Here is a 22222-nt window from a genome sequence, read left to right on the forward strand (position 1 = left end):
GGGGGGGGCCCCCCGGGGGGGGGGGTGGGGGGGGGCCCCCGGGCGGTTGGGCCCCCCGGGGGGGCGGGGCCGGGGGGGGGGCCCCCCCCCCCCCCCCCCCCCCACGCCAGTGCGGCGAGGAAGGCCGTGAGCAGCCCGAGAGCGGCCAGCGCGGGCAGGGCCCGGGCGAGGGGCATCAGGAGGAGGACGATGCCGATCGCCACGAGGTGGCCCGGTGAGCTGTGTACGGTCAGCCGGAGGAACAGCAGGCGGCCGGTGAGATAGAGCGCCGCGCCGCCGTAGAGCACGAGGATGGCCAACCAGCTCATCGGCTCCCCACCGAAGTGCCGGGGTCGTGTCTGCTCCGTCGGGTTCGCGAGGATCAGGTGGATGCCCAGGGCGAAGTAGACGACCCCGGCGACCAGCGGTAGGTGCGCCAGCGTGTAGGCGTCCGACGCCAGCTGCTGGCGGCGCCGGGAGCGCGGCGAGGCCGAGGTCAGCACCTTCGCCGCGGCCGGTGCGACGCCCACGAAGTAGAGCCACCACAGGCAGACGGTCGCGGCGAAGCCGAACACCGCGGCCAGCAGCCCCGGCCAGGCGATCATCGCCAGACCCGCGCCGGCCCCGGCCGACAGCAGAGACTCACCGAGCACGATGATCAAGACCAGACCGTGGCGTTCGGCGAAGTGCGCCCCGCTGCGGACCTCCCCGAAGCTGGCGGCGGTCGCGATCCGGCCGCCGCCGTAGTCGACGAGGAACGCCACAGTCCACAGCACGGTCTGCGTGGTCCCGCCGAGGATGGCGCCCACCAGCAGCGGGACCCAGGCGAGCGTGGTGGACACGGCGAAGCGCAGGGTCTGCCGGCGGTACCGCTGGTTGCCGGACGAGGAGTAGGTCATCAGGCCGAGGTGCAGCCCGCGGACCACGATGTAGGCGATGGCCAGGGTGAGCGGCGGGCTCAGCGCGCCGTCGTGGCGCTGCCACGCCTGCGGGATCACCAGCGCGGCCACGAAGATGGCGGCCATCGCCGCGAGCATCCCGGCCAGCACCGGGCCGTTGTCCGCACGGACCTGATTGCCGAGCCAGGCGTAGCAGCTCCACGCGTACCAGAACCAGAGCAGGAGCAGTAGCCCCTGGTAGAGGGTGAGTGGCCCCAGCGACTCCGCCATGAAATCGATGAGCCGCGTCAGCGCGAACACCAGCACCAGGTCGAAGAAGATCTCGAAGGTGGTGGCCCGGTGTGCCTCCTCGACCAGCACCGGCCGGGACCGGTGGACGCGGCTCATCCGCTCATCCTGGTCTGTTTCGCAGCTCGTCGGAGGCCAACACCCGGCTCCGGCGGAATCAGTCGAAGAGGAGGTCGAGGTGGGCGTCCAGCGCGCCGAGCGCCTGCTCGGCGGTGTACTGCCCACCCAGCAGGTACAGGCCGAGACCTTCCATCAGCGCCAGCAGGCCGGCCGCGGCGGCGTCGCCGTGGCCCTCGGGCAGGACACCGGCGATGAACCTGGTGAACTGGGCGGTGTCCTCGTGCAGGCGGGGTTCGGCCGACGGTCGCACCGCCGTGTAGGCGAGAAACGCGAGGGCCACCCGCCCGTCGTCGCGGGTCCGGTCGTCCAGGGGCAACAGCGCGGCGAGCATCGTGCGCAGCAGCAGCCGAGGCGGTGGGGTCTCGCCCAGTCGCGCCAGCGCCTCGGTGATCCTGATCTGGCTGCGTTCCCGCACCACACTCAACGCGAACGCCATCATCTCGTCCTTGGTGCGGAAGTAGTGCTGGACCATGCCGGCGGACACCCCGGCCGCGGCGGCCACGTGGCGGAGGCTTACCGCCTCCAGGCCCTGATCCGCGGCGACCCGCATCAGCGCGTCCGCGATGAGGGTGCGTCGCTCCTGGTGATCGACCTTCTTGGGCATGGCCTCGATCGTTTCACAGTGGGTGACCCGGACCTCCCGCCAGCGGCGGTGGTTACCGGCTGGCGGTGGTGCTCGCGGGTGCGCCCCGCGCGCTGCGCAGGAGGCCGTCCGGGTCGTCGGCGTACAGCCGCAGCTCGTTCACCGGCAGGGACCCGGTCTTCGACAGGTCGACGGTCAGCGGCCGGCGCAGCAGGACGTCGATGCTGGTCTGACTGCCGACCGCGATGCTCACCACCCGACGGTCGCCCTCCTGCTCGACCTGCACCGACCTGCTCGACGGCAGCGACCGGTAACGCTTGCGCAGGGCCTCGATGTCGGCCCAGGGGATCTGGATGTCGATGCCCGAGCTGAGGCGTACGCGCAGGCCCCGGTCGCCCACCACGTGCGGATGGATGGTCATGCTGGCGAAGAGCCCGATCATCCAGAGCAGACCCCAGACGCCGAGGCCGAGCACGATCCAGCGGGCCGGTCGCCACGGCACCACGTGGGTGACGACGACATCGAAGATGGGGATCTCCACGACCGACAGGCCGATGAAGATGCCCAGGATCGGCTTGACCACGCCGAGGTAGCCGAACGGCTCGTCACCCGGCCCCAGCGGCAGGGGGCGGCGCCGGGCCCAGACGTACAGGCTGCGCCATGTCGCGGCCTCGGCCTGGGCGGCCCGGCGCAGCAGAGCGCCCACCCGAGCCCCGGTCGGTGTCTTCGTGCCGGTCATGGTCGGTCCCTCTCGGTAGGCGCCGACGGTCGGTGCGGCGTGACGGTTCCGGCGCCACCGTCGACGGTGACGAGTTGTCCCGTGGCGATCGTCCGGGTGGCGTCCGGCACGCAGATGACGGCGGGAATGCCGTACTCCCGGGCCACCGTCGGGCCGTGCGCCATGATCGCGCCGGTCTCGGTGACCACCGCCGCGGCGGTGAGGAACAGCGGGGTCCAGCCCGGGTCGGTGGTCGCGGCGACCAGGACGTCCCCGGGCTCGACGTGGGCGGTGGCCGGGTCGTGGACGACCCGGGCGGGGCCGGTCACCCGGCCCGCCGACGCGCCCACGCCGACGAGCGTCCCGTCGCCGGTGGGCGCCGCCGGCAGGACGGTCTCGACGTCGGTGCCGTCGGAGAGCAGCGCCACCGGCACGCTGCGGCGGCGTAGCTCCCGGCGGTGCACGGCCCGTCGGGCGGTGACGGTGCCGCGCAGATCAACACCCTGGTGTACGACGGTGTGCACCTCGTCGAGGGTCAGGAACATGATGTCGTCGGGCTGGTCCAGCAACCCGGAGCCGTGCAGGTCGGCGCCGATGAGCAGCAGTTGGCGGCGCGTCTCGCGCAGCGGGTACAACCCGGCGAACTTGCCGGCCTCGCGCAGGCCGGCCAGGGACCGCGCCCGGCGCAGCAGGAACCCGGCGATGCTGCCCCGCACCGGCCGCCGACGGCGGGCTCGCCCGACCAGCTCCTCCAACGCCGCCTCGGCTGCCGCGCTGGCCCGCTGGAAGCGCCTGTCGGGGCCCTGCCGTGGATCGGTGACCCGCAGGTAGTTGGCGACCGCGGCGAAGACCGGTGTCGGATCCTCCGCCCAGCGCGGCACGCCGAGGTCGACCTCGGCGATGCCCCGGTGACCGTAGACGTCGAGGAAGGCGGTCATGCCGACGTCGGGCAGCGTGCCGCGCAAATGGCGCGCGGCCAACTCGGCCGGTGGGGTGTCGAGGAGGAGGTGGCGGTGCTCGCCGGCATCCTGGGCGAGCCGCCACAGGGCCAGGTCCATCTCGATGGTGACGTTGTGCGGCATCCCGCCCAGCACGGCGTGGATCTCGTCCGGGCCGGCGAGCCCCTTGAGCAGCGTGGTCGGCAGCGCGGCGGCGAGCATCCCCGCGACGATCGGCCACATGATCGCGTCGGCGCTGTCGTCGGCGTCGTTCGCCTGCACGAAGCGCAGCCGATCGGCGGCGGTCCGCAGGTCGGCGGGGGCCGCCGAGCGTACTCTGAGCTGCTCGACGGCCTCGAACATCCGCCTCCGCGCGGCCTCGGGGCGGGCCAGGGCCCGCAGGATCCCCACCACCGCGCGGCCGGCGGTCCGCAGCGACGCGGCGCCCTGCGCCCGGCCGCGCGCCCTGCGCCCGGCGGTCGGGGCGAACCGGGGATCCGCCAGGACGTGCCGCATCACCGCCTGGGCGCGCGGGCCGAAGTCGACAGCCAGGAGCTTCACCAGTCGCCTGCGGGCCGTCGGGTCCCGCGCCAGGTCGGTCAGGTCGCCGTAGAGCCGACCGCCGATGTCGACGATCTCGACGCGGACGCCGAGCGTGGCGAGCATCGCGGCGATCTGCGTCCGCAGGGTCGACATGCCCATCGGTGTGACCGGTCGCAGCATGCCCTGGACGTGACCGAACTCCAGGTAGACGCGGGGGAGGGGCTTCCGCGTCCGTGGTGGGAGGGGGAACAGGCTGGTGATCGGCCGCGACTGTAGTAGCCACCGGACGCCGTCGGCGTCGATCGCCCACTCCACGTCCTGTGGGCAGCCGAAGTGGGTCTGCAACCGTTCCCCGGTGGCCCGCAGGTCGGCCAGTTGCGCGGACGTCAGGCAGCCCGTGTCGGCCCGCGCGACGCCGTCGAGGACGTAGTGGTCCACCCTCGCCACGCCGTCGACCACGAGCGTGCCGGGGCCCTCGGCGGCGTCGACGGCCATCTCGTCGCGGCGGCCGGTCAGCGGGTTCGCGGTGAACAGCACTCCCGCCACCGTGGGCGTGATCATGCGTTGCACGACGACGGCCATCCGCACCGTCCGGTGGTCGATCTCGCGAGCGTCGCGGTACGCCCTCGCGCGCTCGCTGTGCAGCGACTCCCAGCACTTCTCGATGGCGGCGACCAGCTCGGTGCTGCCCGTGACGTCGAGGAAGGTGTCCTGCTGCCCGGCGAAGCTCGCGTCCGGCAGGTCCTCCGCGGTGGAGCTGGAGCGCACCGCCACCGGGCCCGCCCCGAGTCGCTCGTACGCGGCGACGACCTCGGCCGTGGGGATGACGCCGAGTCGGTGCGCCTCGGTGGTGACGCAGAAGCCGTCGGGCACCCGTTCGCCGCACCGGATCAGCTCACCCAGCCCGGCCGCCTTGCCGCCGACCAGGTCGACCAGGTCGGCGGTCACCTCGGACAACGCGATCACCCGCATCGGAGCCCTCTCCCTTTGCAATGCACTTGTATTGCGTCCCACCGTAGCGCCTTGACGATGCGACTGCAATGTCACCCGGTGGTGGTGTGACCGGGCTCCGAGGCGTTGTCGGCGTCTGTCATCCTCGGGACGGTGACGACCGGCAGCCCGACCACACCCCGCTCCCACCGCCGCGCTCTTCGCGTCCTCGTCGCGGTCGTCGCGGCGGCGGCCGTTCTCGGTGTCGCGCTCGTCGTCGTGCCGATGCTGCGACCGGCGGGGCCGCGCCCGCTCTTCCAGTTGCCGGTCGCCTGCGGCGAGACGTGGCAACTCGGCACCTACCCCGGGCACGACGACTACGACGTCGACCTGTTCCCCATCGAGGGGGAGGCGTGGGGGCGGCCGGTGCTCGCGTCCTCCGGTGGCACGGTCACCGAGGCGGGCATCAACGGGTCGCTGGGTGGCCGTAACCCGGACAACCCGGACGGCCCGCGCGGGCGCGGCGGCGGCTACTGGGTGAAGATCGACCACGGCGGCAAGTGGGAGACGCAGTACCTGCACATGCTCGAACCGCCGCTTGTCGAGGTCGGGCAGCGGGTCGCCCAGGGCGACCAGCTCGGGCTGGTCGGCAGCACCGGCAACTCCGGCGCACCACACCTGCACTACGAGCAGCGGCGCGGCTGGGAGAAGGTCGAGACCCACTTCGACGGGGAGCCGTCGGGCATCACCACCGACGATCGCGAGTACACGGTCCGGCGGACGAGCGGCAACTGCCGCCCCGGGGTCTCCTGAGGACGGCGGTTTGTCCGACCCGGTTCGGGGCACTGATATCCGAGGACACTTCGGACGCAGGGAGGAGCCGGCCATGGTCAAGGGTGACGTCGACACGTACCACGAGGACGGGCAGTGGAAGAACAAGGCCGAGGGCAACGAGCGGGCCAGCAGCACGCATGACGTGAAGGCCGACGCGCAGGCCCAGGGTCGTGAGATGGCGGCCGACCGCGGCGTCGAACACGTGGTCAAGAAGCAGGACGGCACGATCGGGGAGAAGAACACCTACCCCCGCAGTCGGGACCCCCGCGACATCGAGGGCTGACAGCTTTCCAGTCTCAGCGGACCGGCCTCCTCACGTGACCGAGGAGGCCGGTCCGCTTTTCCGTGGCCGGTCGGTCCAGCTTGTCGCCTTGCAAAGGCATATAGGCGTTTTGGGGAATATAGTCCAGGTCGAGACTGGAGTGAACGCTGGGAGTGCGCATGTCGTTGTGGGGCCGGCGTCGGCCGATCAGGAGCGCGGGGCTGGTGGCGGCCGTGACCGCAGCGGCTGTCGCGTTCGCGCCGCTCCCCGCCTGGGCGGTCGGGTCCGTTCTGTTCGACCAGCCGTTTCACAACAACACCCCGGACGGCCTCGGCGCGGTGACGCTGCCGGGCGTGCCAGTCGCGACCGCGACGAACGTCGCCTGCCTGAGCGCCGCCGGCAACTCCACCACCGGCCCACTGCTGAGCTGCCCGACGGCAACCGACCCGCAGGGCTCGGGCAAGCTGCGCCTCACCCCGGCCGTCGCGAACCGGCAGGGCGGGGTGTTCGGTGCGGTGAGCGTGCCCACCTCCCAGGGACTGCACGTCACCTTCAACAGCTACCAGTACGGCGGCAACAGCACCGGGGCGGACGGCCTGGCGTTCGCGCTGGCCGCGGTCGACCCCGCCAACCCGCGGTCCCCGGCGGTGATCGGCCAGTCGGGCGGATCGCTGGGCTACTCGGCGGCGTTCAACGGTGCCTCGGTGGGACTGTCCAACGGCTACCTGGGCATCGGGCTGGACGTCTTCGGCAACTTCAGCAACAGCCTCTACCAGGGCACCGGTTGCACGAACCCGCCCTACATCTCGACCACGAACACGCGGGTCCCCGGCCAGGTGGTGATCCGGGGGCCGGGCCGCAACGGGGTCGGCTACTGCGCGATCAACAGCACCGCCACCAGTACGTCGTCGGCCGCGCTGCCGTTGCGGGCCAGCACCCGCGCCGCCTCGGTTGTGCCGGTCGAGGTGGTCGCCAACACCACCTCGTCCCCGTTCACCACCGACACCGGCATCACCGTTGCGGCCGGGGAGTACCGCGTCCGGTTCACTCCGGTGGGCGGTACGGCGCGCACCCTGGCCGGCAACCTTCCGGTCGTTCCGGCGGGCCTCTATCCGTCGCCGTCCTGGCTGAACGCCAGCGGCTTCCCCCGGCAGCTCGCCTTCGGCTGGGTGGGCTCCACCGGTTCGGTCACGGACTTCCACGAGCTCGACAACGTTCGGACGGTGAGCTTCAACCCGGTGCCGGACCTGAACGTGTCGCAGAGCAGCGCGGTCGGGGCCACCCCGCAGCCCGGTGACCCGGTCACCTACTCGATCACCGCCGGGGTGGATGCCGGGGCCACCGAGACGTCGCCGATCTCGGTCACCCAGACCGTGCCCACCGGTGTCGTGCCGCGCGGCGCGTTCGGCTCCGGTTGGGTCTGCGCCGCCCCGTCCGGGCAGGTCATCACCTGCACGAACAGCAACGGCCCGTTCGCGGGCGGAACCGCCCTGCCGCCGATCACGGTCGTGGCGACCGTCACCGGCACCGGGGTGACGCCGGCGCTGATCCAGACCGCGACGGTGGCGACCTCGTCGTCGATCGACGCGAACCCGGGCTACTCGACCGTCACCACACCCGTCGCGCCGGCCACCGCACCGAGCGGCGTCACCGTCACCCCGGCGCAGAGCTCCATCGCCGGGGGCATCGTGGTCACCGTCGGCGGCAGCAACCTCACCGGCGCGACCGCGATCACCATCGGTACGGCCGCGGAGCAGCAGGCCGGTACCGCGGTGGTGCTGTTGCCGTGCGGTTCCGGCCCGGCCGCCGGCTGCTTCACCGTGAACCCGGACGGCACACTCGGCATCTCGGTCATGCCCGCGCGCGCCAGCCCGGCGACGGTCACGGTCAGCGTCGTCACCCGGGGCTCAGCCGGGTCGGCGAGCTACGTCTACGCGTCCGCGCCGGGCACTCCCGCCACACCCACCGCGACCGCGGGCGTCACCAGCGCCACCGTGAGCTGGACCGCGCCGGTGAGCAACGGCAGCCCGATCACCGGGTACCTGATCACCCCGATCCGGGACGGGGTCACCCAGCCGACCCTCTCCTTCGACGCCTCCACCACCAGCCGGACGTTGACCGGGCTGACCGCGGGTTCGGCGTACGCGTTCCGGGTCGCGGCGGTGAACGCCTACGGCACCGGCGCGGCCAGCCCGGCCTCGGCGGCGGTGGTCCCGTACTCCCTGCCGGAGGCGCCGACCATCACCTCGGCCACGGCGGGGACCAACGCCGCCACGCTGAGCTGGACCGCCCCGGCCAACGGAGGTGCACCGATCACCGGGTACACCGTGACGCCCTACCTCAACGGTGTGGCGCAGACGCCCCAGACCTTCACCGGGGCTGCCACGACCCAGGTCGTCACCGGGCTGACCGGCGGCGCCACGTACACCTTCCGGGTGGCCGCGACCAACGCCGCCGGGACCGGCCCACAGTCGGCCCCCTCCGCGTCGGTGCCGGTCAACCCCGCACCAACGCTGACGTTCGCGCCGCCCCCGCCCGGCCGGGCGTACGACCCGTACCAGTACCAGTTGACGGTGGCCGGTGGCACGAGCCCTTTCGCCTGGTCGATCAGTGCCGGGAGTCTGCCCGCCGGGTTGACCCTCGACCCGGTCACCGGCCTGCTCTCCGGCACGCCCACCGAGTCCGGGACGTTCGCGTTCACCGTCCGGGTGACCGACTCGTTCAACCAGTCCGCGACCCGACCGGTGGAACTGGTCATCAGTCCGCTCGGCGGGCTCTCCATCAGCGTCCCGGCGATCTCCGCACTCGGCACCGTCACCTCGGACGCGACAGGCGTCTCGGGTCGACTCGGCCCGGTGACCGTGCTCGACGATCGCGGGCCGTTCGCGGGAAGCTGGGTCAGCGTCGTGTCCAGCACGAACTTCACCACGGGCTCCGGCTCGGTTGGTGAGACCATCCCCAACAGCAACATCACGTACGCCTCCGGGCCGGCCCTGGCCACCAGCGGCGTCGGCACCTTCCTCCCGCAGCCCGGCGCGGTGTTGGACGCGCCGCACCCGGCCGCCGGGTGGTCCGGCCAGACCGGTGGTCCGAACTCCGCCACCTGGAACCCGACCCTGTGGGTGACGATCCCGTCCGGGGTGGTGGTCGGCGACTACGTGGCGGTCGTGACGCACTCGGTGATCTGACGAGCCCCTCGGGGCTTCCCGCAGCGGGGCGAGGCCGCACGCGGTGCGCGGGTCCCGGCCCGCGCAGACGTCGCTGCCCGGCCGTTGCGAGGGGAACGGCCGGGCAGTCTCCGCAGGCGGGGACGGTCAGGCCAGCCGGGTCCGTTGCCGGCGGACAAGATACCAGCCGGCGAGAGCGGTGAGCGCCAGCAGGGCGATCCCGCCGATCGTGTACACCAGCCAGCTCGGCCCCCCGGACGCCGCCACCGCCATCGGCGCGGCGACGGGCAGGACGATCCTTCCGGTCGCGGTGCGTTCCACGGTGCCGCTGGCGAGCTTCGCGTGCACGTCCCAGGCCCCGGCGGGCAGGGCCTGGTTGACCTCGATCCGGACCTGGCCGCTCTGGCCGGGCAGGATCGTCACGCCGTTTGTCACCTTGAACGGTCCGGCCTGGACCGCCTCCTTGCGCAGCGACAGCGTGCCGGTCATGTCCAGCGCGCGTTGGCCGGTGTTGGTGACCTTCGCGGTGACCACGGGAAAATCGCCGGTTCCGGGCTCCGCGGCCAGCCCGTCGACGCGGAAGTCCGTTGGTGGCTCACCACCCGGACCGATGTCCAGATAGACCCGGATGCCCACCCGGTGGATCTGGGTGACGTTGCCGGTGCGCTCCTTCGCGCTGGTGACCTGCGCCCAGATCGCGCCGTACCGCTCGCCCTTCGACGCCTTCTTCGGCACGGCGATCTCGATCTCGACCGGTCGTCGCTCGCCCGGATCCAGCTCCATCGTGTCGGTCCTCGTCCGGATCCACCCGCTGAGTTCGTTGCCGGTGCGCCCGTCGGGCACGGTGAAGGCGTTGTTCTCGACCGATGCCGCGCCGGAGTAGAACTCGATCTGCTGCGCCTCGCCGGAGGTGTTCCGCACCTCGACCCTGCGGTTGATGGTCGTCCCGGGCTTGAGATGGTCCACGATGTAGACCCGGGCACGGGGGTCCTGCACCCGGCTGGCGGGGATGTCCAACAGGCGGATGGTGATCGCGGCGGCGTCGTCGGGCTCCGGTCGCTGCTCCCGCACGGCAACGGCTGGTGCTGCCGACACCCCGAGCGCCACGAGGGCGACCGAGGCCAGCAGCACCAGCCGGCCGAGCGGCTCAGAACACCGAATGCGTCACCGTCCCCGTGTAGACACCCTCGACGGTGCCCTCGGGCACGTTCACCACCAGCGTGGGGTTCCAGCTGGCGAAGTTGTTGCCCGTACCGCCGGTGTGGGCCATCGCCGTCCGCGGAACGTTGATGATCACCTGCTGGGCGGAGGTGGGCTGACCCGGCGTGAAGGTGCCACCGCCGGCGGTCGCCGTCGCGGGCCCCGACCAGTACAGGACGTTGATGGCCGGGATCGTCTCCCCCGCGGTGCCGGCGCCGGTGACGAAGTCGGTGGAGACGACGCTGGCGCTCCAGTTGGGGGTGAGCGACCCGCGCTGGTCCAACACGGTGACCGGGCCGAGCTGGCCGGAGATGGTGGAACCCTCCACGCCGTGCCCGATGTTCGAGGTCGCCGGCACCGTGATCGACAGACCACCGGCGGCGTCGACGGTGAGGGTCACGATCGTGTTGCCGGTGGTGTCCGCGGCGGCCGGCCCGGCGAGCGCCACCACGGCGGCAACGCCGGCCAAGCCCGCGAGAAGTTTCCTACGCATCAAGTCTCCTCTAGTCTCAATCGCCCTTCAGTGGCAGTTCGAGACTAACTACGCTAATCGCCCAAGATGGGCCAAATAACGCATACGTCATCTGGTGGGCAGGGGTGCGGCGTCGCGGATCGTCAGGCCGGCACGACGTAGGGGAAGGTGGCGGCACGGGCATTCCTGGTGATCTCCGAGGTGAGGCCCGACGTGGTGGCGGTGTTGAGCACCAGGGAGAACATCACCTCGGGTGCGTTGTCGGCCATGGTGCGGCCGTTGCGGACCGCGAAGCCGTAGTTGGCCGCCGTGCCGACCTGGTAGGACAGCAGGTCGGGGTAGAGCTGCCGGGCGACGCTCCAGCCGTACGCCTGCGGGTCGGGGGCGGTGCCGTTCGCCCTGACCACGCCGGCGACGGCGGTGGCGATCTCCTCGCCGTCCTCGGTGAGGTCACTGCTCGGGTGCCGGAAGTTGGCCGGGTCGGAGAAGTCGGTGTCGTGCGGCCAGAAGATCGGCCACATCATGGGGTGGCCGGCGCGGTTGATCTGCCGCCATCCACCGGCGTCGGTGGCCAGCATCGTGCGGCACCAGACGCCGATCTCGGTGCCGTCGCGCAGCAGTGGCTCGTCGTGGGAGACCTCAAGGACTATCGACTCGACTGTCGTGCCGGCGAAGCTGTTCCTGGCCTGGTCGACCCGCCACGCCGAGCGGTCGACAGGTGCACCGTTCTGCACCGCGCCGTTGATGGTGGCGAGTTCGTCGAGGTCGACATAGAACGGGTCGGTGATCCGCCCGGCCCAGATCCGGATGTTGCTCCCGGTGGACACCTCGCCGGTGTGTCCCTCGGCGACGGGTGTGCCCATCGCGGCGTCGTCGCGGGCATCGGACCCGGCAAGTTCGTACAACTGGAAGGTCTGCCTGCCGTCGCCGTCCGGCTCGCCGAAGGCGAATCGATAGGTCAGCCCCTCCATCTCCGCGCCGTTGAAGTGAATTTTGATCTCGTAGCGTGCCTCGGCGTGGAAGCCGCGCTTGATGTCGGCCTTCGTCACCGAGCTGTTGACGTCCATGACGAACACCGTGGCGCGCTCGCCGTCGAAGACGTACAGGTCGTCGATGTAGAGCTGGCCACCCTGGGCGGCGAGGGGGGTGTCGAGATGGTGCGACATGAGCTGACTCCCGAAATGCCGGATTCTGGACGTATCCGAACATAGCGGGGCGTCGGGCGCTCTTTGTCCTATCGAGGTAAACCCGGGTGGCAGACGGTGGTGGGCCGCCCGGGGTTGCTGTCCGGACGGCCCACCCACTCGTGCCGGCGTCGTCAGACGCGGGACCACTTCTGGTTGGCGGCGCCAAGGCAGTCCCACAGGTGCAGCTTGCCGCCGTTGTTGGGATTGGCCTCGCGCACGTCCACGCACCTGTTGGCATTGAGGTTGACCAGGTCGCCAGCGGCGTTGAGGGTGAAGCGCTGCGCGGTGTTGCCGTTGCAGCTGACCAGGTTGACCTCCGTGCCGTTCGCGGTGCCGGCCCAGGCGGGGTCCATGCACTTGCCCATCGCGCGGACCGTCCCGTCGGAGGCGAAGGTCCAGGCCTGGGCGGCGGTCGTGTTGCAGTCCCAGATCTGCAACTTGGCGCCCTCGACCGGGTTGGCGCTGGGGATGTCGATGCACCGCCCACTCTGCGCGCCCCTGATCCGGCTGGTGCCCGGTGCCGGGTCGCCGCCGCCGGGGGTGTAGCTGGAGACCCGGACGTAGTCGACGAGCATCTGCTGCGGGAACTGCGTGGAGCCGTCCGGGTAGCCGGGCCAGTTGCCACCCACCGCGACGTTGAGGATCATGAAGAAGGGGTGGTCGAACACCCAGCGGTTGCCGCCGAGCCGCGCGGGATCGACCCGGTGGTACTGGACCCCGTCCAGATACCAGGTGATCACGTTCGGCTCCCAGTCCACCCGGTAGGTGTGGAAGCCGTCGGCGAGCGGGGCCCCGATGGTGCGGCTGCCGGTGATGCCGCCACCGCCGGAGTAGCCGGGTCCGTGCACGGTGCCGTACACGGTGTTGGGCTCCCGGCCGATGTTCTCCATGATGTCGATCTCGCCGGCGTCGGGCCACCCGCCGCCGGTGCCGAGCATCCAGAACGCCGGCCAGATGCCCTGGCCGCGCGGAATCTTGATCCGGGCCTCGAACCTGCCGTAGGTCTGGGTGAAGGTGGCCGCCGAGAGCAGTCGCGCCGACGTGTACTCGCAGCGCCCGTAGTGGCACTGGTAGTTGGCGGGATTGTCCCGGCGGGCCGTGATGACCAGGTTGCCCTGGCCGTCGTGCACGGCGTTGCTGGTGCTGTTGGTGTAGTACTGCCGCTCGTTGTTGCCCCAACCGCTGCCGCCGATGTCGAAGCGCCACTTGTTCTGGTCGACGGGCGTGCCGGCCGGGGAGTTGAACTCGTCCTGCCAGCTGATCGGGCCGATGGCGGCCTCGGCGCGGTCGGGGTGCGCCGGGACGAGCGCGCCGACGGTCGCGACCAGGGCGACCGCCAGGAGTACGAGGGGACGAGAGCGGAGGCTGGGGCGGGTTGTGAACACGGGAGGCTCCTCGGCGGGGGAGTGGCGGAGGCTGCGCGACGAGAGGACGGAGAGCGCTCTCCAAAGAGAAGCATGTCGATATCGGGACTTTCTGTCAAGAGTGTTTCCAATAAGCTCGCACCGCTCCCCGGGGGCGTCGACATCCGAGCGCCGTGCGGCAGCCGTCGCGGGGTTCCGAGGTGGACCCGACGAGCGCCGCAGTGGCCCGGCCGGGCAGCCCGCACGGCGCGGACGAGTGTTACTCGATAGCTGTCGAATCGACCCTTCCTATTGCCCTGGGGCGTCCGCCCGGGACAGGATGACGAGGCGTGCCGGAAACCTCCTCGTAACCCGCACGCTGCTGGTCTCTGTCACAAGGAAGTGGGAGTCAGTCATGAGCGACGCGTCGACGGCGCTGGGTGTGCGCCTCTACCCGGATCTGGTCGAGCGGGGTGGTCTGGCCCCCGCCCTCGTCGAAACCGGCACCCGCCACGGGCTCGATCTGGGCCGGGTCACCGCCCCGGAGCAGGGGCGCGGCCGGTTCACCTGCGCCGAACTGCACTCCGACCAGGGCGTGGTCTGCGTGACGCTGGGCTCGCAGGCCCGCTACTTCATGATCGACCTGCGGGTCTCGGGCGAGGTGCTGGCACGCGGCGACGTGATGGACCTGCTCCAGGTCGCCAGGGTGGCCGCGGCCTGGCGGGCCGGGCTGACGGTCGCCGAACTCACCGCCCAGTTCCCGTTCATGGAGGAGATCACGCACCGCCGGGCGCCCGTGGCCCAGGTCAGCTAGGGCCACGGCGGCGTCAGCAGCGCAGCCGTGGTGGCAGCGGCGTCCCGACGCCGACACCGCGGTCGAGGTAGGTCGACTGGACGAAGGCCACGAAGCGTTCCGCATCGGTCGCGGTGGACGCCAGTCCGAACGAGACACGGACCGCGCCGCCGGTCGGCAGGCGCAGCGCGGCGAGGTAGTCATCGATCGTGTCGACCCGCGCCAACAGCCGCCGCCGCACCGACTCCCGGCTGATGCCGAACGCGCCCTCGCCCGCACCCGGATTGCAGAAACAGCCGGTACGCAGGGAAAACCCGGCCTGCGCCGACTCCCGCGCGACGAGCCGCTCGTCGACCAGGGTGCCGTCCGGGTCGCGGAGGTTGACCGTCACGGTGCCGCCGCGGCCCACCGCCGTCGTCGGCCCGTACACCTGGACCAGGGGTTGGCCGCTGGCGTGCCGCAGCGTGGTCAGCCGCTCCAGCAGCCACTCGGTGAGCAGGCCGACCCGGGTGTGCACGAGGTCCACGCCGATCGAGCCCAGCCATCGCAGCCCGAACTCCACGTCCGGGATGCTCAGGAAGTTGAGGGTGCCGTCCTCGAACGCCGACTCGTCGTCCATCGACCGGTGCCAGTCGCCCTGCACGCTGACCGCGCGGATCGTGCCGCCGGCGAACCACGGCCGGCGCAGCCGGGCCAGCGCGTCGCGGCGGGCCAGCAACGCACCGACCCCGGTCGGGTAGCCGAAGAGCTTGTACCAGCTCAGACACACGAACTCCGGCCGGACGACGCTGAGGTCCAGCCGATTCGTCGGCGCGAAGGCGGCAGCGTCGAGCAGCACGTCGTACCCGTGCTGGTGGGCCAACTCCACCCAGCCCAGCGGGTGCTGCACACCGGAGAAGTTGCTCTGCGCCGGGTAGGCGAACAGCCCTCGCCGACTCCGACGCCACCGCCCGCCCAGCCCAACACGGCTGGCACCGAGCACGGTGGCCAGGTCCGACTCGGCGACCCGCAGCTCCGGCCCACTCAACGGTACGTAGCGCACGGCCGCGCCGGCCGCTCGGGCGTACTCGCGGATGCCGTTGACCGAGTTGTGGTTGTCCCAGGTCAGCACGAGTGGAGCGGAGCGGCCGAAGTCGTACGCCTCGCCGACCAACCGGCACGCCCCGCTGGCGTTCGGGGTGAAGACGACCGCGTACTCGGCCGGGTCCGCGTGGAAGAAGTCGAGCACCGCACGCCGTGCCGACTCCACCAGGGAGCCAGCCGCCGCACTTGTCGGGTTCTCCGAGTGCGGGTTGCTGTACAGGCCGGCGAGCATCCGGTCGTGATGTTCGCGTACCTGGGCCTGTGCCACGACCCCGGCCCCGGCGTAGTCGAGGTACACCTGCCCGGCGGCGTCCAGGTGCCGGTATTCGGTGGCGCGCAGCTCGTCGATCCGGCGGGTGGCGGCGTATCCCGGCAGCGTCGTGGGGGAGGTGTGCGGTGGCGGGTCAGGTCGCACCACGGTTGCCCCGTCGGACCAGCACCGCCCAGGCGGCAGCGAGGAACAGCAGCGAGAAGCCGCCGAGCACCAGCCAGTTCACCCACACCGGTTGGGAGAAGCTGTCGCCGTACGTGGCCAGCAGCGGCGGACCGAGCGGTGAGCCCCCGTCGCGCCAGAGTCGTTCCACCCCGGCGGTGTGCCCCAGGCCCTCGAACGCCCACCGGTTCGACATCGCGACGCTGAGCCACTGACCGCCGACCGCCATGGCCGGCACCGGCAGGATCGCGCCGACGAAGAGCACCTGTGGGAAGCAGAGCATCGGCAGCATGAGCGTCGCCTGGGCCGCGTCGGAAACCGCCGCGGAACACAGCAGGCCGAGGGTGAGCGCCGCCGCCGAGGAGAGCAGCAGGGTCGCGTACAGGGCCGCGAAGGCGGTGCCGTCGACCGGCGGCAGCCGGTCGATCCCCCGCAACACACCGAGCAGGGCCAGGTCCACCAGGGCCAGCAGCGGCAGCAGCACGGCGACCTTTCCCAGCAGGTACGGCAGCAGTCGGACACCGGCCAGCCGCTCCCGGCGAAGGATCGGCAGCTCGGTGCAGATCTGGAGCAACCCGTAGGTCAGCCCGAAGAAGAAGCCGCCGAACGCGATCCAGAACAGGATCATCACGGTCACGGTGGGGCTCGGTCGGGTCGGCTCGAACGCCCCGGGCCGGAACAGCAGCGCGAACATGCCGAGCAACAGCAACGGCGAGCCGAGCAGGATCGCCAGGGTCAGCCGGTTGCGGACGACGATCTCCGCGTTGCGCGCGGTGAGGACGGCCCACTGGCGCAGCCGGCCGACCCGCCGGGGTGGTGGCGTCGCGCGGTCGCCGCCGCCGATCGCGGGGGGCGGCGGGCCGGCCTCGCGGTACGCGGCGAACCGGTCGGGCCACTCGGCCGGGTGCGATGCCTCGTCGAGCCGCGGGTGCACCTCGACGAGGGACCGCAGGTCGAAGAACTCCCGGGCGGCGGCGGGCGTGCCGGTGAACGCCAGACGGCCCTGACGGGTCAGCACGACGACCCGGTCGCAGTGGTCCACGTCGGTGATCTGGTGGGTGCTCAGTACGACTGTGGTCCCCGCGTCGGCGAGCGTCCGCAGCACCCGGAGCAACTCCACGGCGATCGGCGGGTCCAACCCCGAGGTGGGCTCGTCGAGGAAGAACACGCCGGGCCGGGTGAGCAGCTCGACCGCGATGCTGGCGCGCTTGCGCTCGCCACCGCTGAGCAGGCCCACCGGCACGGTGGCCCGTTCGGTGAGGCGCAGCTCGGCGAGCACCTCCGCGACCCGGCGGGTTGCCTCGGCCGGCGCGGTGCCGGCTGCCAGGCGCAGCCGGGCGGCGTGGCGCAGGGTGCGGGCCAGGGGCAGCTCGCGGTGGATGATGTCGTCCTGCGGCACGAAACCGATCGCACCCGCCGTCGCGGTGCCGTCGTACGTCACGGCACCCGCCGTCGGTCGCCGCACCCCGGCCAGCGACTCCAGCAGGGTGGTCTTACCGGCGCCGCTGGCACCGATGATCGCGACCAGCTCGCCCGGCGCGATGGTCAGCGAGATGTCGTCCAGGATCTGGCGACCACCCCGGACCCGCTGGCCCAGACCGCTGGCGGCGATGCCGACGCCGGTACGCGGAGGGGGGCTGGTCTGCTCAATCGTCATGTCGGGTGCCCGATCCGGTCGGTGGTGGTCCGCCTGAACATCGTGCCCCGTCGATGCTACTGAGTCGACGCGCGGTGCGCCCGGAGTGGACGGTCAACGACAGTCGTCCGTTCAGCCGGTGGTGGTCCGTGCCTCCGCCGGCACCTGGAGGAGATCCAGGCAGTTGCGCCACAGCGTCTCCAGCTGGCTCGGATCGTTGAGCAGCTTCGCGAGCAGGACCCGCCCCTCGATCTGCGCGACGATCGATCGGGCGGCCTCCCGGCTGTCGACCCCTGGGCCCGCCAGGCCGCCTTCCTTGGCCTCGACGACGACCTGCTCGATGAGGCTGATCTGCTCCTCGAAGATCTCCTGGAGCCGACCGCGGATCTCCTCGGCCTGGTTGCTGAGTTCGAGGGCGAGGTTGCCGAACAGGCAACCGGCGACCACGCCGGCTTTCCGCTGGCCGACGCGCTGGACCTCCTCGGTGGCCTCGAACAGGTCCCGGAGCCGCTGTAGCGGGTCGCGGTCGCTGCCGAGCAACTGCTCCCACTGGCGGCGCTGGGTGACCCAGTGCTCGTCGATGACGGTGCGGGCGAGCGCCTGCTTGGACTCGAAGAAGTAGTAGAAGCTGCCCTTCGGCACGCCCGCCGCGGCGCAGATCTCGGCCACGCCGAGCGCTGTGTAGCCGCGCTGCTCGATCAGCGCGGAGGCCGCGTCGAGGATCTTGTTCTTCGCGTCACTGGTCCGTCCCATGCTTTGACGATACACGACCGGTCGGCTAGCTTTTAGTCGACCAGTCGTCTAGTGGAAGTGGTTCCCTCATGAACAGCAGTCAGGAACAGCGGGTCGTGGTCATCACCGGCGCCTCCCAGGGCATCGGCGCCGACCTCGTGGACGCCTACCGCAAGCTCGGGTACGGCGTGGTGGCGACCTCACGATCGATCGGCACGTCCCACGACCCGGAGGTCGTCACGGTTCGGGGTGACATCGCCGAGGCCGACACGGCGGAGCGCGTGGTGCGTGCCGCTCTGGACCGGTTCGGGCGGATCGACACCCTGGTGAACAATGCCGGCGTCTTCGTCGCCAAGCCGTTCACGGACTACACCGACGAGGACTTCAACCAGGTCACCGGGATCAACCTCGCCGGGTTCTTCCACCTCACCCAGCGCGTCATGCCCCACCTGCTGGCCAGCGGCAACGGTCACATCGTCAGCATCACGACCAGCTTCGTCGACCAGCCCAACTCGAACGTCCCGTCGGTGCTCGCATCGTTGACGAAGGGCGGTCTCAGCTCGGCGACCAAGTCGCTGGCCATCGAGTACGCGGGCCGCGGTGTCCGGGTCAACGCCGTCGCGCCCGGCGTGATCAAGACCCCGATGCACCCGGTCGAGACGCACCAGACGCTCGCGGGTCTGCACCCGGTCGGCCGGATGGGCGAGACAAGCGACGTCGTCGACGCTGTCGTCTACCTCGAGTCCGCCCCGTTCGTCACCGGCGAGATCCTGCACGTCGACGGCGGCCAGAACGCCGGTCACTGACGGCGCCCGACACCGAGAAGGGAGTAGACGATGCCGATCGTGACCATCCAGATCACCCGCGAGGGCAGCACCGCGGGCGCGTCCGCGGCGACCGCGGAGGAGAAGGCCGCCCTCATCAAGGGCGTGAGCGAGCTACTGCGCGACGTCCTGAACAAGCCGTTGACGTCGACCTTCGTGGTGATCGACGAGGTCGAGACCGAGAACTGGGGTCGCGGCGGCCTCCCGGTCCAACAGTTCCGCCGGCAGCAGGTGCCCGAGTAGGCCGAGGATGCCCGCCGAGGTGACGGGCAGGATCCGCGCCGGTGGTGCGGATCCTGCCGGTCGGCGGCGCTGATCATTCGTGATTCGGTGGCCGTGACCAGGCCCGGGGTCATCCTCACCAGTGAGCCCGACCGGGTGCGTTCCATGGGCTGGCCGCCGTCGCCGTCCCGTCCCGGCCCGGCTAGGCGGCCGAAACCTCGACGAAGAACTGTCGCAGGGCGTCGGCGACCAGGGCGGGCGCCGTCATGGTCACGAAGTGCGACTGACCCGCCCAGACGACGTGGCGGGCCGCCGGAATCGTCCGCGCGAGGGTGTCCATCGTCGCGGGCATCGGCTCCCAGGTGTCCGCGCCGGCCAGCAGAAGGGTCGGCACGGTGATCGAGGACCACCGGGTGATGTCCGTGCTGTCTCCGGCGAGGGCTTCGAGATCGTGCAGCCAGCCGGTCGCCGAGCGGCGTGCCTCGACCGGGTCGGGCGTCCGGTCGCCCGCCGAGGCGGCGAGCGCGGCGACGATCTCCGCCGGGACCCGGGTCACGTCGTTCAACGCCGCTGCCATCGCCGCGGCGTCGTCGCGCTCGAAGGCGGCACGGTACCGGTCCAGCAGGGGTGCGATCTCCGCCCCGGCCGCGAAGAGCGGCGGCTCGAAGATGGCCAGGGAGCGGACGTCGCGCGGATCGGCCAGGGCGGTGTGCAACGCCAGCGTCGCTCCGTAGGACGCGCCGACGAGATGGACCGGTCGGCCCGAGGGTTGGCGGGCCGCCTCGATGACGGCGAGCAGGTCGGCGGTCTCGTCCCGGAAGGATTTGGTGCCGGCCGGGACGTCGCTGGGGCCGTAGCCGCGCCGCGCCGGCAGCCACACCTCGTGGTCGGGGGCGAGGCGCTCGGCCACGGTGGCCCAGGAGTGCAGCCCGCCACCCGAGCCGTGCACCAGGACGACGGGGTCTCCGACGCCCAGGCGTCGCACCACCAGGCGGGTGCCGTCGGCCGACTCGACCGACTGGTCACGATCGTTCACTGCTGCTCCCGTTTCTCGGTTGGCCAGTTGCTCAAGGTGGTGTGGACCGCGTCGAGGATCGAGTGCCACGACGTGTCGATGGCGCGGGGGTGCCCGAAGCCTTCGGTGCCTTCGAGGCTCGCGAAGCCGTGCAGGGTGCTGCGGACGAATCGCACCGCGTCGGTGACCGCCGGCTCGTCGAGCCCGTAGGCGCGCAGCATCGCGTAGCTCAGCTCGATCAGGCGCAGGTGCCCGGCCGACCGCGTGCCGACCTCGGGCGGTAACGAGAGCTGCGTCGCGGCGTACTGCCCCGGGTGTGCCACGGCGAACGCGCGCCAGGCGTCCGCGAACGCGACGAGAGCCTGGTGGCCCGACCGCCCGGCCACGGCGAGCGCGAGCTGGTCGGCGAACGCGGCCGCCGCCCCGACCGCGACGTGCTCGATCAACGCGTCGCGACTGCGCACGTGCACGTACAGCGCGGCGTCCGAGACGCCGAAGTGCCGGGCGACGGCCGCGACGGTCAGCCGGGACAGGCCGACCGCGTCCGCCAGCTCGGCGGCGGCGGCGGAGACGCGCGCGCTGGTCAGACCCTGCCGTGGCATATCGAACCTTTGCTTCGCTAAGAAGAAACTTAGGACCCCTAAGATAGCACTGCCGCATGAACGGCCCGGCCTGGGGAACACCTGCTCCTCCGCCGCCGAAGAGGAGACCCGGGATGCGAGCCGTCGTGTATGCCGACGTCCGGACCGTCGCCGTGCGGGAGGTGCCCGACGCGACGCTGGAGGCGGAGACCGACGCGCTCGTGCGGATCACCTCCACCGCCCTGTGCGGCACCGACCTGCACATGTACGACGGACGGACCGGCGCCGACCCCGGGCTGGTGCTCGGCCACGAACCGCTGGGCGTGGTGCAGGAGGTGGGCCGGGCGGTGCAGACGGTCCGGCCGGGCACCCGGGTGGTGATCCCCACGCACCTCTTCTGTGGGACGTGTGTGATGTGTTCCCGGGGGCTCTCGGCGGCCTGTCTGCGAGCGCGGGCGGAGGGGCCGGGCGCGGCGTACGGCTACGCCGGGATGGGCCCCTACCGGGGTGCCCAGGCCGACCTGCTGCGCGTGCCGTGGGCCGACGCCAACTGCGTACCGGTGCCCGGTGAGCCGGGGGACGGGCACGAGGACGACTTCGTGCTGCTGGCCGACGCGTTCGTCACGGGGTGGCACGCGGCCGCCACCCTTGCCGGGGTCGAGCCCGGTGACACGGTGGCCGTCTTCGGTGCCGGCACCATCGGCCTGCTCGGCGCCTACTCGGCGCTGCTCCGAGGTGCCCGGGTCGTCTACTGCGTCGACGGTGTGGAGGCTCGGTTGGAGAAGGCCGGCGAGATCGGTGCCGTGCCGATCGACTTCCGCCGTGGGGATCCGGTCGAGCAGATCCGCGCCGACCGGGCCCGGGTCGGGCTGCCGCTCGGCGAGGAGAAGCTGGGCGGAGTCGACAAGGTGATCGACGCGGTGGGGTTTCAGGCCCGCGACCGGGAGCGCCCCGACCGGGAACGCCCGGGCCAGGTCATCGCCGACGCCGCCCGGCTGGTCAATCCCGCGGGTGCGATCGCGGTCGCGGGCGTGTATCCGGAGAAGGACCTGCATCCGGGGCCCGGCGCGAACACCCACGAGGATCTCGTCGCGCCGTGGGGGACGTTGTTCGCCAAGGGCGTCGCCGTCCGGTTCGGCCGCACCCACGACCGCCGCTACACCGTGCTGCTGCGCGACCTGGTCGTCGCCGGCCGTGCCCGGCCCAGTGTTGTCGTGACCCACCACGGCACCCTGGCCGACGCGCCGGAGCTGTACCGCAGCTTCGACAGCCGAGAGCACGGGGTGATCAAGGCGGTGCTGCACCCGAGCTGACGGGGCGGTCCCCGGGCCCGATCCGCCCTTAGTGGTCGTTAAGCCGCGTACCTCTCTCCTGGTGGCGGGCCTGACGAGGTGATCATCGTCGATCCGGTCCGCCGATGGAGGCGTGGGTCACACCGTC

The 22222-nt window shown here is 71.6% G+C and carries 19 protein-coding genes and 1 pseudogene; 7 read left to right on the forward strand and 13 right to left on the reverse strand.

The genetic code is table 11. From position 1 onward, the window contains the following. Positions 1-164 precede the first annotated feature (164 nt). The 4 genes and pseudogenes from ACGFIW_RS04740 to ACGFIW_RS04755 form a co-directional block, all read right to left on the reverse strand. Positions 165-1265, reverse strand: a pseudogene (locus tag ACGFIW_RS04740) (low temperature requirement protein A); the annotation flags it as partial. Between the two features lie 58 nt (positions 1266-1323). Beyond that, a complete protein-coding gene (locus ACGFIW_RS04745) occupies positions 1324-1890 on the reverse strand; it encodes a TetR/AcrR family transcriptional regulator (RefSeq protein WP_393310941.1) in 567 nt (188 codons plus the stop codon). A gap of 52 nt (positions 1891-1942) precedes the next feature. After that, positions 1943-2608: a hypothetical protein gene (locus ACGFIW_RS04750; RefSeq protein WP_393310942.1), complete on the reverse strand. Its 666-nt coding sequence runs from the start codon at positions 2606-2608 to the stop codon at positions 1943-1945. Next, positions 2605-5040, reverse strand: a complete 2436-nt coding sequence (locus ACGFIW_RS04755; RefSeq protein WP_393310943.1) for a PEP/pyruvate-binding domain-containing protein — start codon at positions 5038-5040, stop codon at positions 2605-2607. Before ACGFIW_RS04755 ends, ACGFIW_RS04750 begins: the two co-directional genes overlap by 4 nt. Positions 5041-5172: 132 nt before the next feature. Here ACGFIW_RS04755 and ACGFIW_RS04760 point away from each other — a divergent pair, with 132 nt between their 5' ends. The 3 genes from ACGFIW_RS04760 (at position 5173) to ACGFIW_RS04770 (ending at position 9282) form a co-directional block, all read left to right on the forward strand. Beyond that, positions 5173-5811, forward strand: coding sequence for a M23 family metallopeptidase (locus tag ACGFIW_RS04760; RefSeq protein WP_393310944.1), 639 nt, complete (start codon positions 5173-5175; stop codon positions 5809-5811). Positions 5812-5884: 73 nt separating this feature from the next. Continuing rightward, positions 5885-6115 (forward strand): DUF2188 domain-containing protein, encoded by a 231-nt coding sequence (locus ACGFIW_RS04765; protein ID WP_184183641.1) that lies wholly within the window; start codon positions 5885-5887, stop codon positions 6113-6115. A 212-nt stretch (positions 6116-6327) separates the two neighbouring features. Continuing rightward, positions 6328-9282 (forward strand): fibronectin type III domain-containing protein, encoded by a 2955-nt coding sequence (locus ACGFIW_RS04770; protein WP_393310945.1) that lies wholly within the window; start codon positions 6328-6330, stop codon positions 9280-9282. Positions 9283-9408: 126 nt separating this feature from the next. Here the strand turns inward: ACGFIW_RS04770 and ACGFIW_RS04775 are convergent, their stop codons facing one another. From ACGFIW_RS04775 to ACGFIW_RS04790, 4 genes are all read right to left on the reverse strand, one after another. After that, on the reverse strand, positions 9409-10392 hold the full coding sequence (locus ACGFIW_RS04775) for a hypothetical protein (protein ID WP_393310946.1): 984 nt from the start codon (positions 10390-10392) through the stop codon (positions 9409-9411). A gap of 16 nt (positions 10393-10408) precedes the next feature. Beyond that, the gene (locus ACGFIW_RS04780; RefSeq protein WP_393310947.1) at positions 10409-10954 is read right to left on the reverse strand and encodes a hypothetical protein; all 546 of its coding nucleotides are present in this window, start codon (positions 10952-10954) and stop codon (positions 10409-10411) included. Positions 10955-11076: 122 nt separating this feature from the next. Continuing rightward, positions 11077-12099 carry a DUF4331 family protein gene (locus ACGFIW_RS04785; protein ID WP_393310948.1) on the reverse strand — a complete coding sequence of 341 codons (1023 nt, stop codon included), beginning with the start codon at positions 12097-12099 and terminating at the stop codon, positions 11077-11079. A 152-nt stretch (positions 12100-12251) separates the two neighbouring features. Then, positions 12252-13505: a family 16 glycosylhydrolase gene (locus ACGFIW_RS04790; protein ID WP_393310949.1), complete on the reverse strand. Its 1254-nt coding sequence runs from the start codon at positions 13503-13505 to the stop codon at positions 12252-12254. 373 nt (positions 13506-13878) lie between these two features. On the opposite strand from ACGFIW_RS04790, the gene ACGFIW_RS04795 reads away from it, so the two are divergent. Continuing rightward, complete coding sequence (locus ACGFIW_RS04795) at positions 13879-14277, forward strand: hypothetical protein (protein WP_393310950.1); 399 nt, start codon at positions 13879-13881, stop codon at positions 14275-14277. A 13-nt stretch (positions 14278-14290) separates the two neighbouring features. Here the strand turns inward: ACGFIW_RS04795 and ACGFIW_RS04800 are convergent, their stop codons facing one another. The 3 genes from ACGFIW_RS04800 to ACGFIW_RS04810 form a co-directional block, all read right to left on the reverse strand. Further along, entirely contained in the window at positions 14291-15757 is a 1467-nt protein-coding gene (locus ACGFIW_RS04800) for an aminotransferase class V-fold PLP-dependent enzyme (RefSeq protein WP_393310951.1), read from the reverse strand. Then, complete coding sequence (locus ACGFIW_RS04805) at positions 15744-17429, reverse strand: ATP-binding cassette domain-containing protein (RefSeq protein ID WP_393310952.1); 1686 nt, start codon at positions 17427-17429, stop codon at positions 15744-15746. Before ACGFIW_RS04805 ends, ACGFIW_RS04800 begins: the two co-directional genes overlap by 14 nt. A gap of 111 nt (positions 17430-17540) precedes the next feature. Continuing rightward, positions 17541-18161, reverse strand: a complete 621-nt coding sequence (locus ACGFIW_RS04810; RefSeq protein WP_393310953.1) for a TetR/AcrR family transcriptional regulator — start codon at positions 18159-18161, stop codon at positions 17541-17543. A 68-nt stretch (positions 18162-18229) separates the two neighbouring features. On the opposite strand from ACGFIW_RS04810, the gene ACGFIW_RS04815 reads away from it, so the two are divergent. Both ACGFIW_RS04815 and ACGFIW_RS04820 read left to right on the forward strand, forming a co-directional pair. Beyond that, complete coding sequence (locus tag ACGFIW_RS04815) at positions 18230-18946, forward strand: SDR family NAD(P)-dependent oxidoreductase (protein ID WP_393310954.1); 717 nt, start codon at positions 18230-18232, stop codon at positions 18944-18946. Between the two features lie 30 nt (positions 18947-18976). Further along, positions 18977-19207 carry a 4-oxalocrotonate tautomerase family protein gene (locus tag ACGFIW_RS04820; protein ID WP_393310955.1) on the forward strand — a complete coding sequence of 77 codons (231 nt, stop codon included), beginning with the start codon at positions 18977-18979 and terminating at the stop codon, positions 19205-19207. 181 nt (positions 19208-19388) lie between these two features. Here the strand turns inward: ACGFIW_RS04820 and ACGFIW_RS04825 are convergent, their stop codons facing one another. Both ACGFIW_RS04825 and ACGFIW_RS04830 read right to left on the reverse strand, forming a co-directional pair. Further along, positions 19389-20222: an alpha/beta fold hydrolase gene (locus tag ACGFIW_RS04825; protein ID WP_393310956.1), complete on the reverse strand. Its 834-nt coding sequence runs from the start codon at positions 20220-20222 to the stop codon at positions 19389-19391. After that, a complete protein-coding gene (locus ACGFIW_RS04830) occupies positions 20219-20803 on the reverse strand; it encodes a WHG domain-containing protein (protein WP_393310957.1) in 585 nt (194 codons plus the stop codon). Before ACGFIW_RS04830 ends, ACGFIW_RS04825 begins: the two co-directional genes overlap by 4 nt. 113 nt (positions 20804-20916) lie before the next feature. Here ACGFIW_RS04830 and ACGFIW_RS04835 point away from each other — a divergent pair, with 113 nt between their 5' ends. Continuing rightward, positions 20917-22095 carry an alcohol dehydrogenase catalytic domain-containing protein gene (locus ACGFIW_RS04835; protein ID WP_393310958.1) on the forward strand — a complete coding sequence of 393 codons (1179 nt, stop codon included), beginning with the start codon at positions 20917-20919 and terminating at the stop codon, positions 22093-22095. Positions 22096-22222 lie beyond the last annotated feature (127 nt).

Source organism: Micromonospora sp. NPDC048935 (assembly GCF_043197875.1).
GTDB lineage: Bacteria > Actinomycetota > Actinomycetes > Mycobacteriales > Micromonosporaceae > Micromonospora.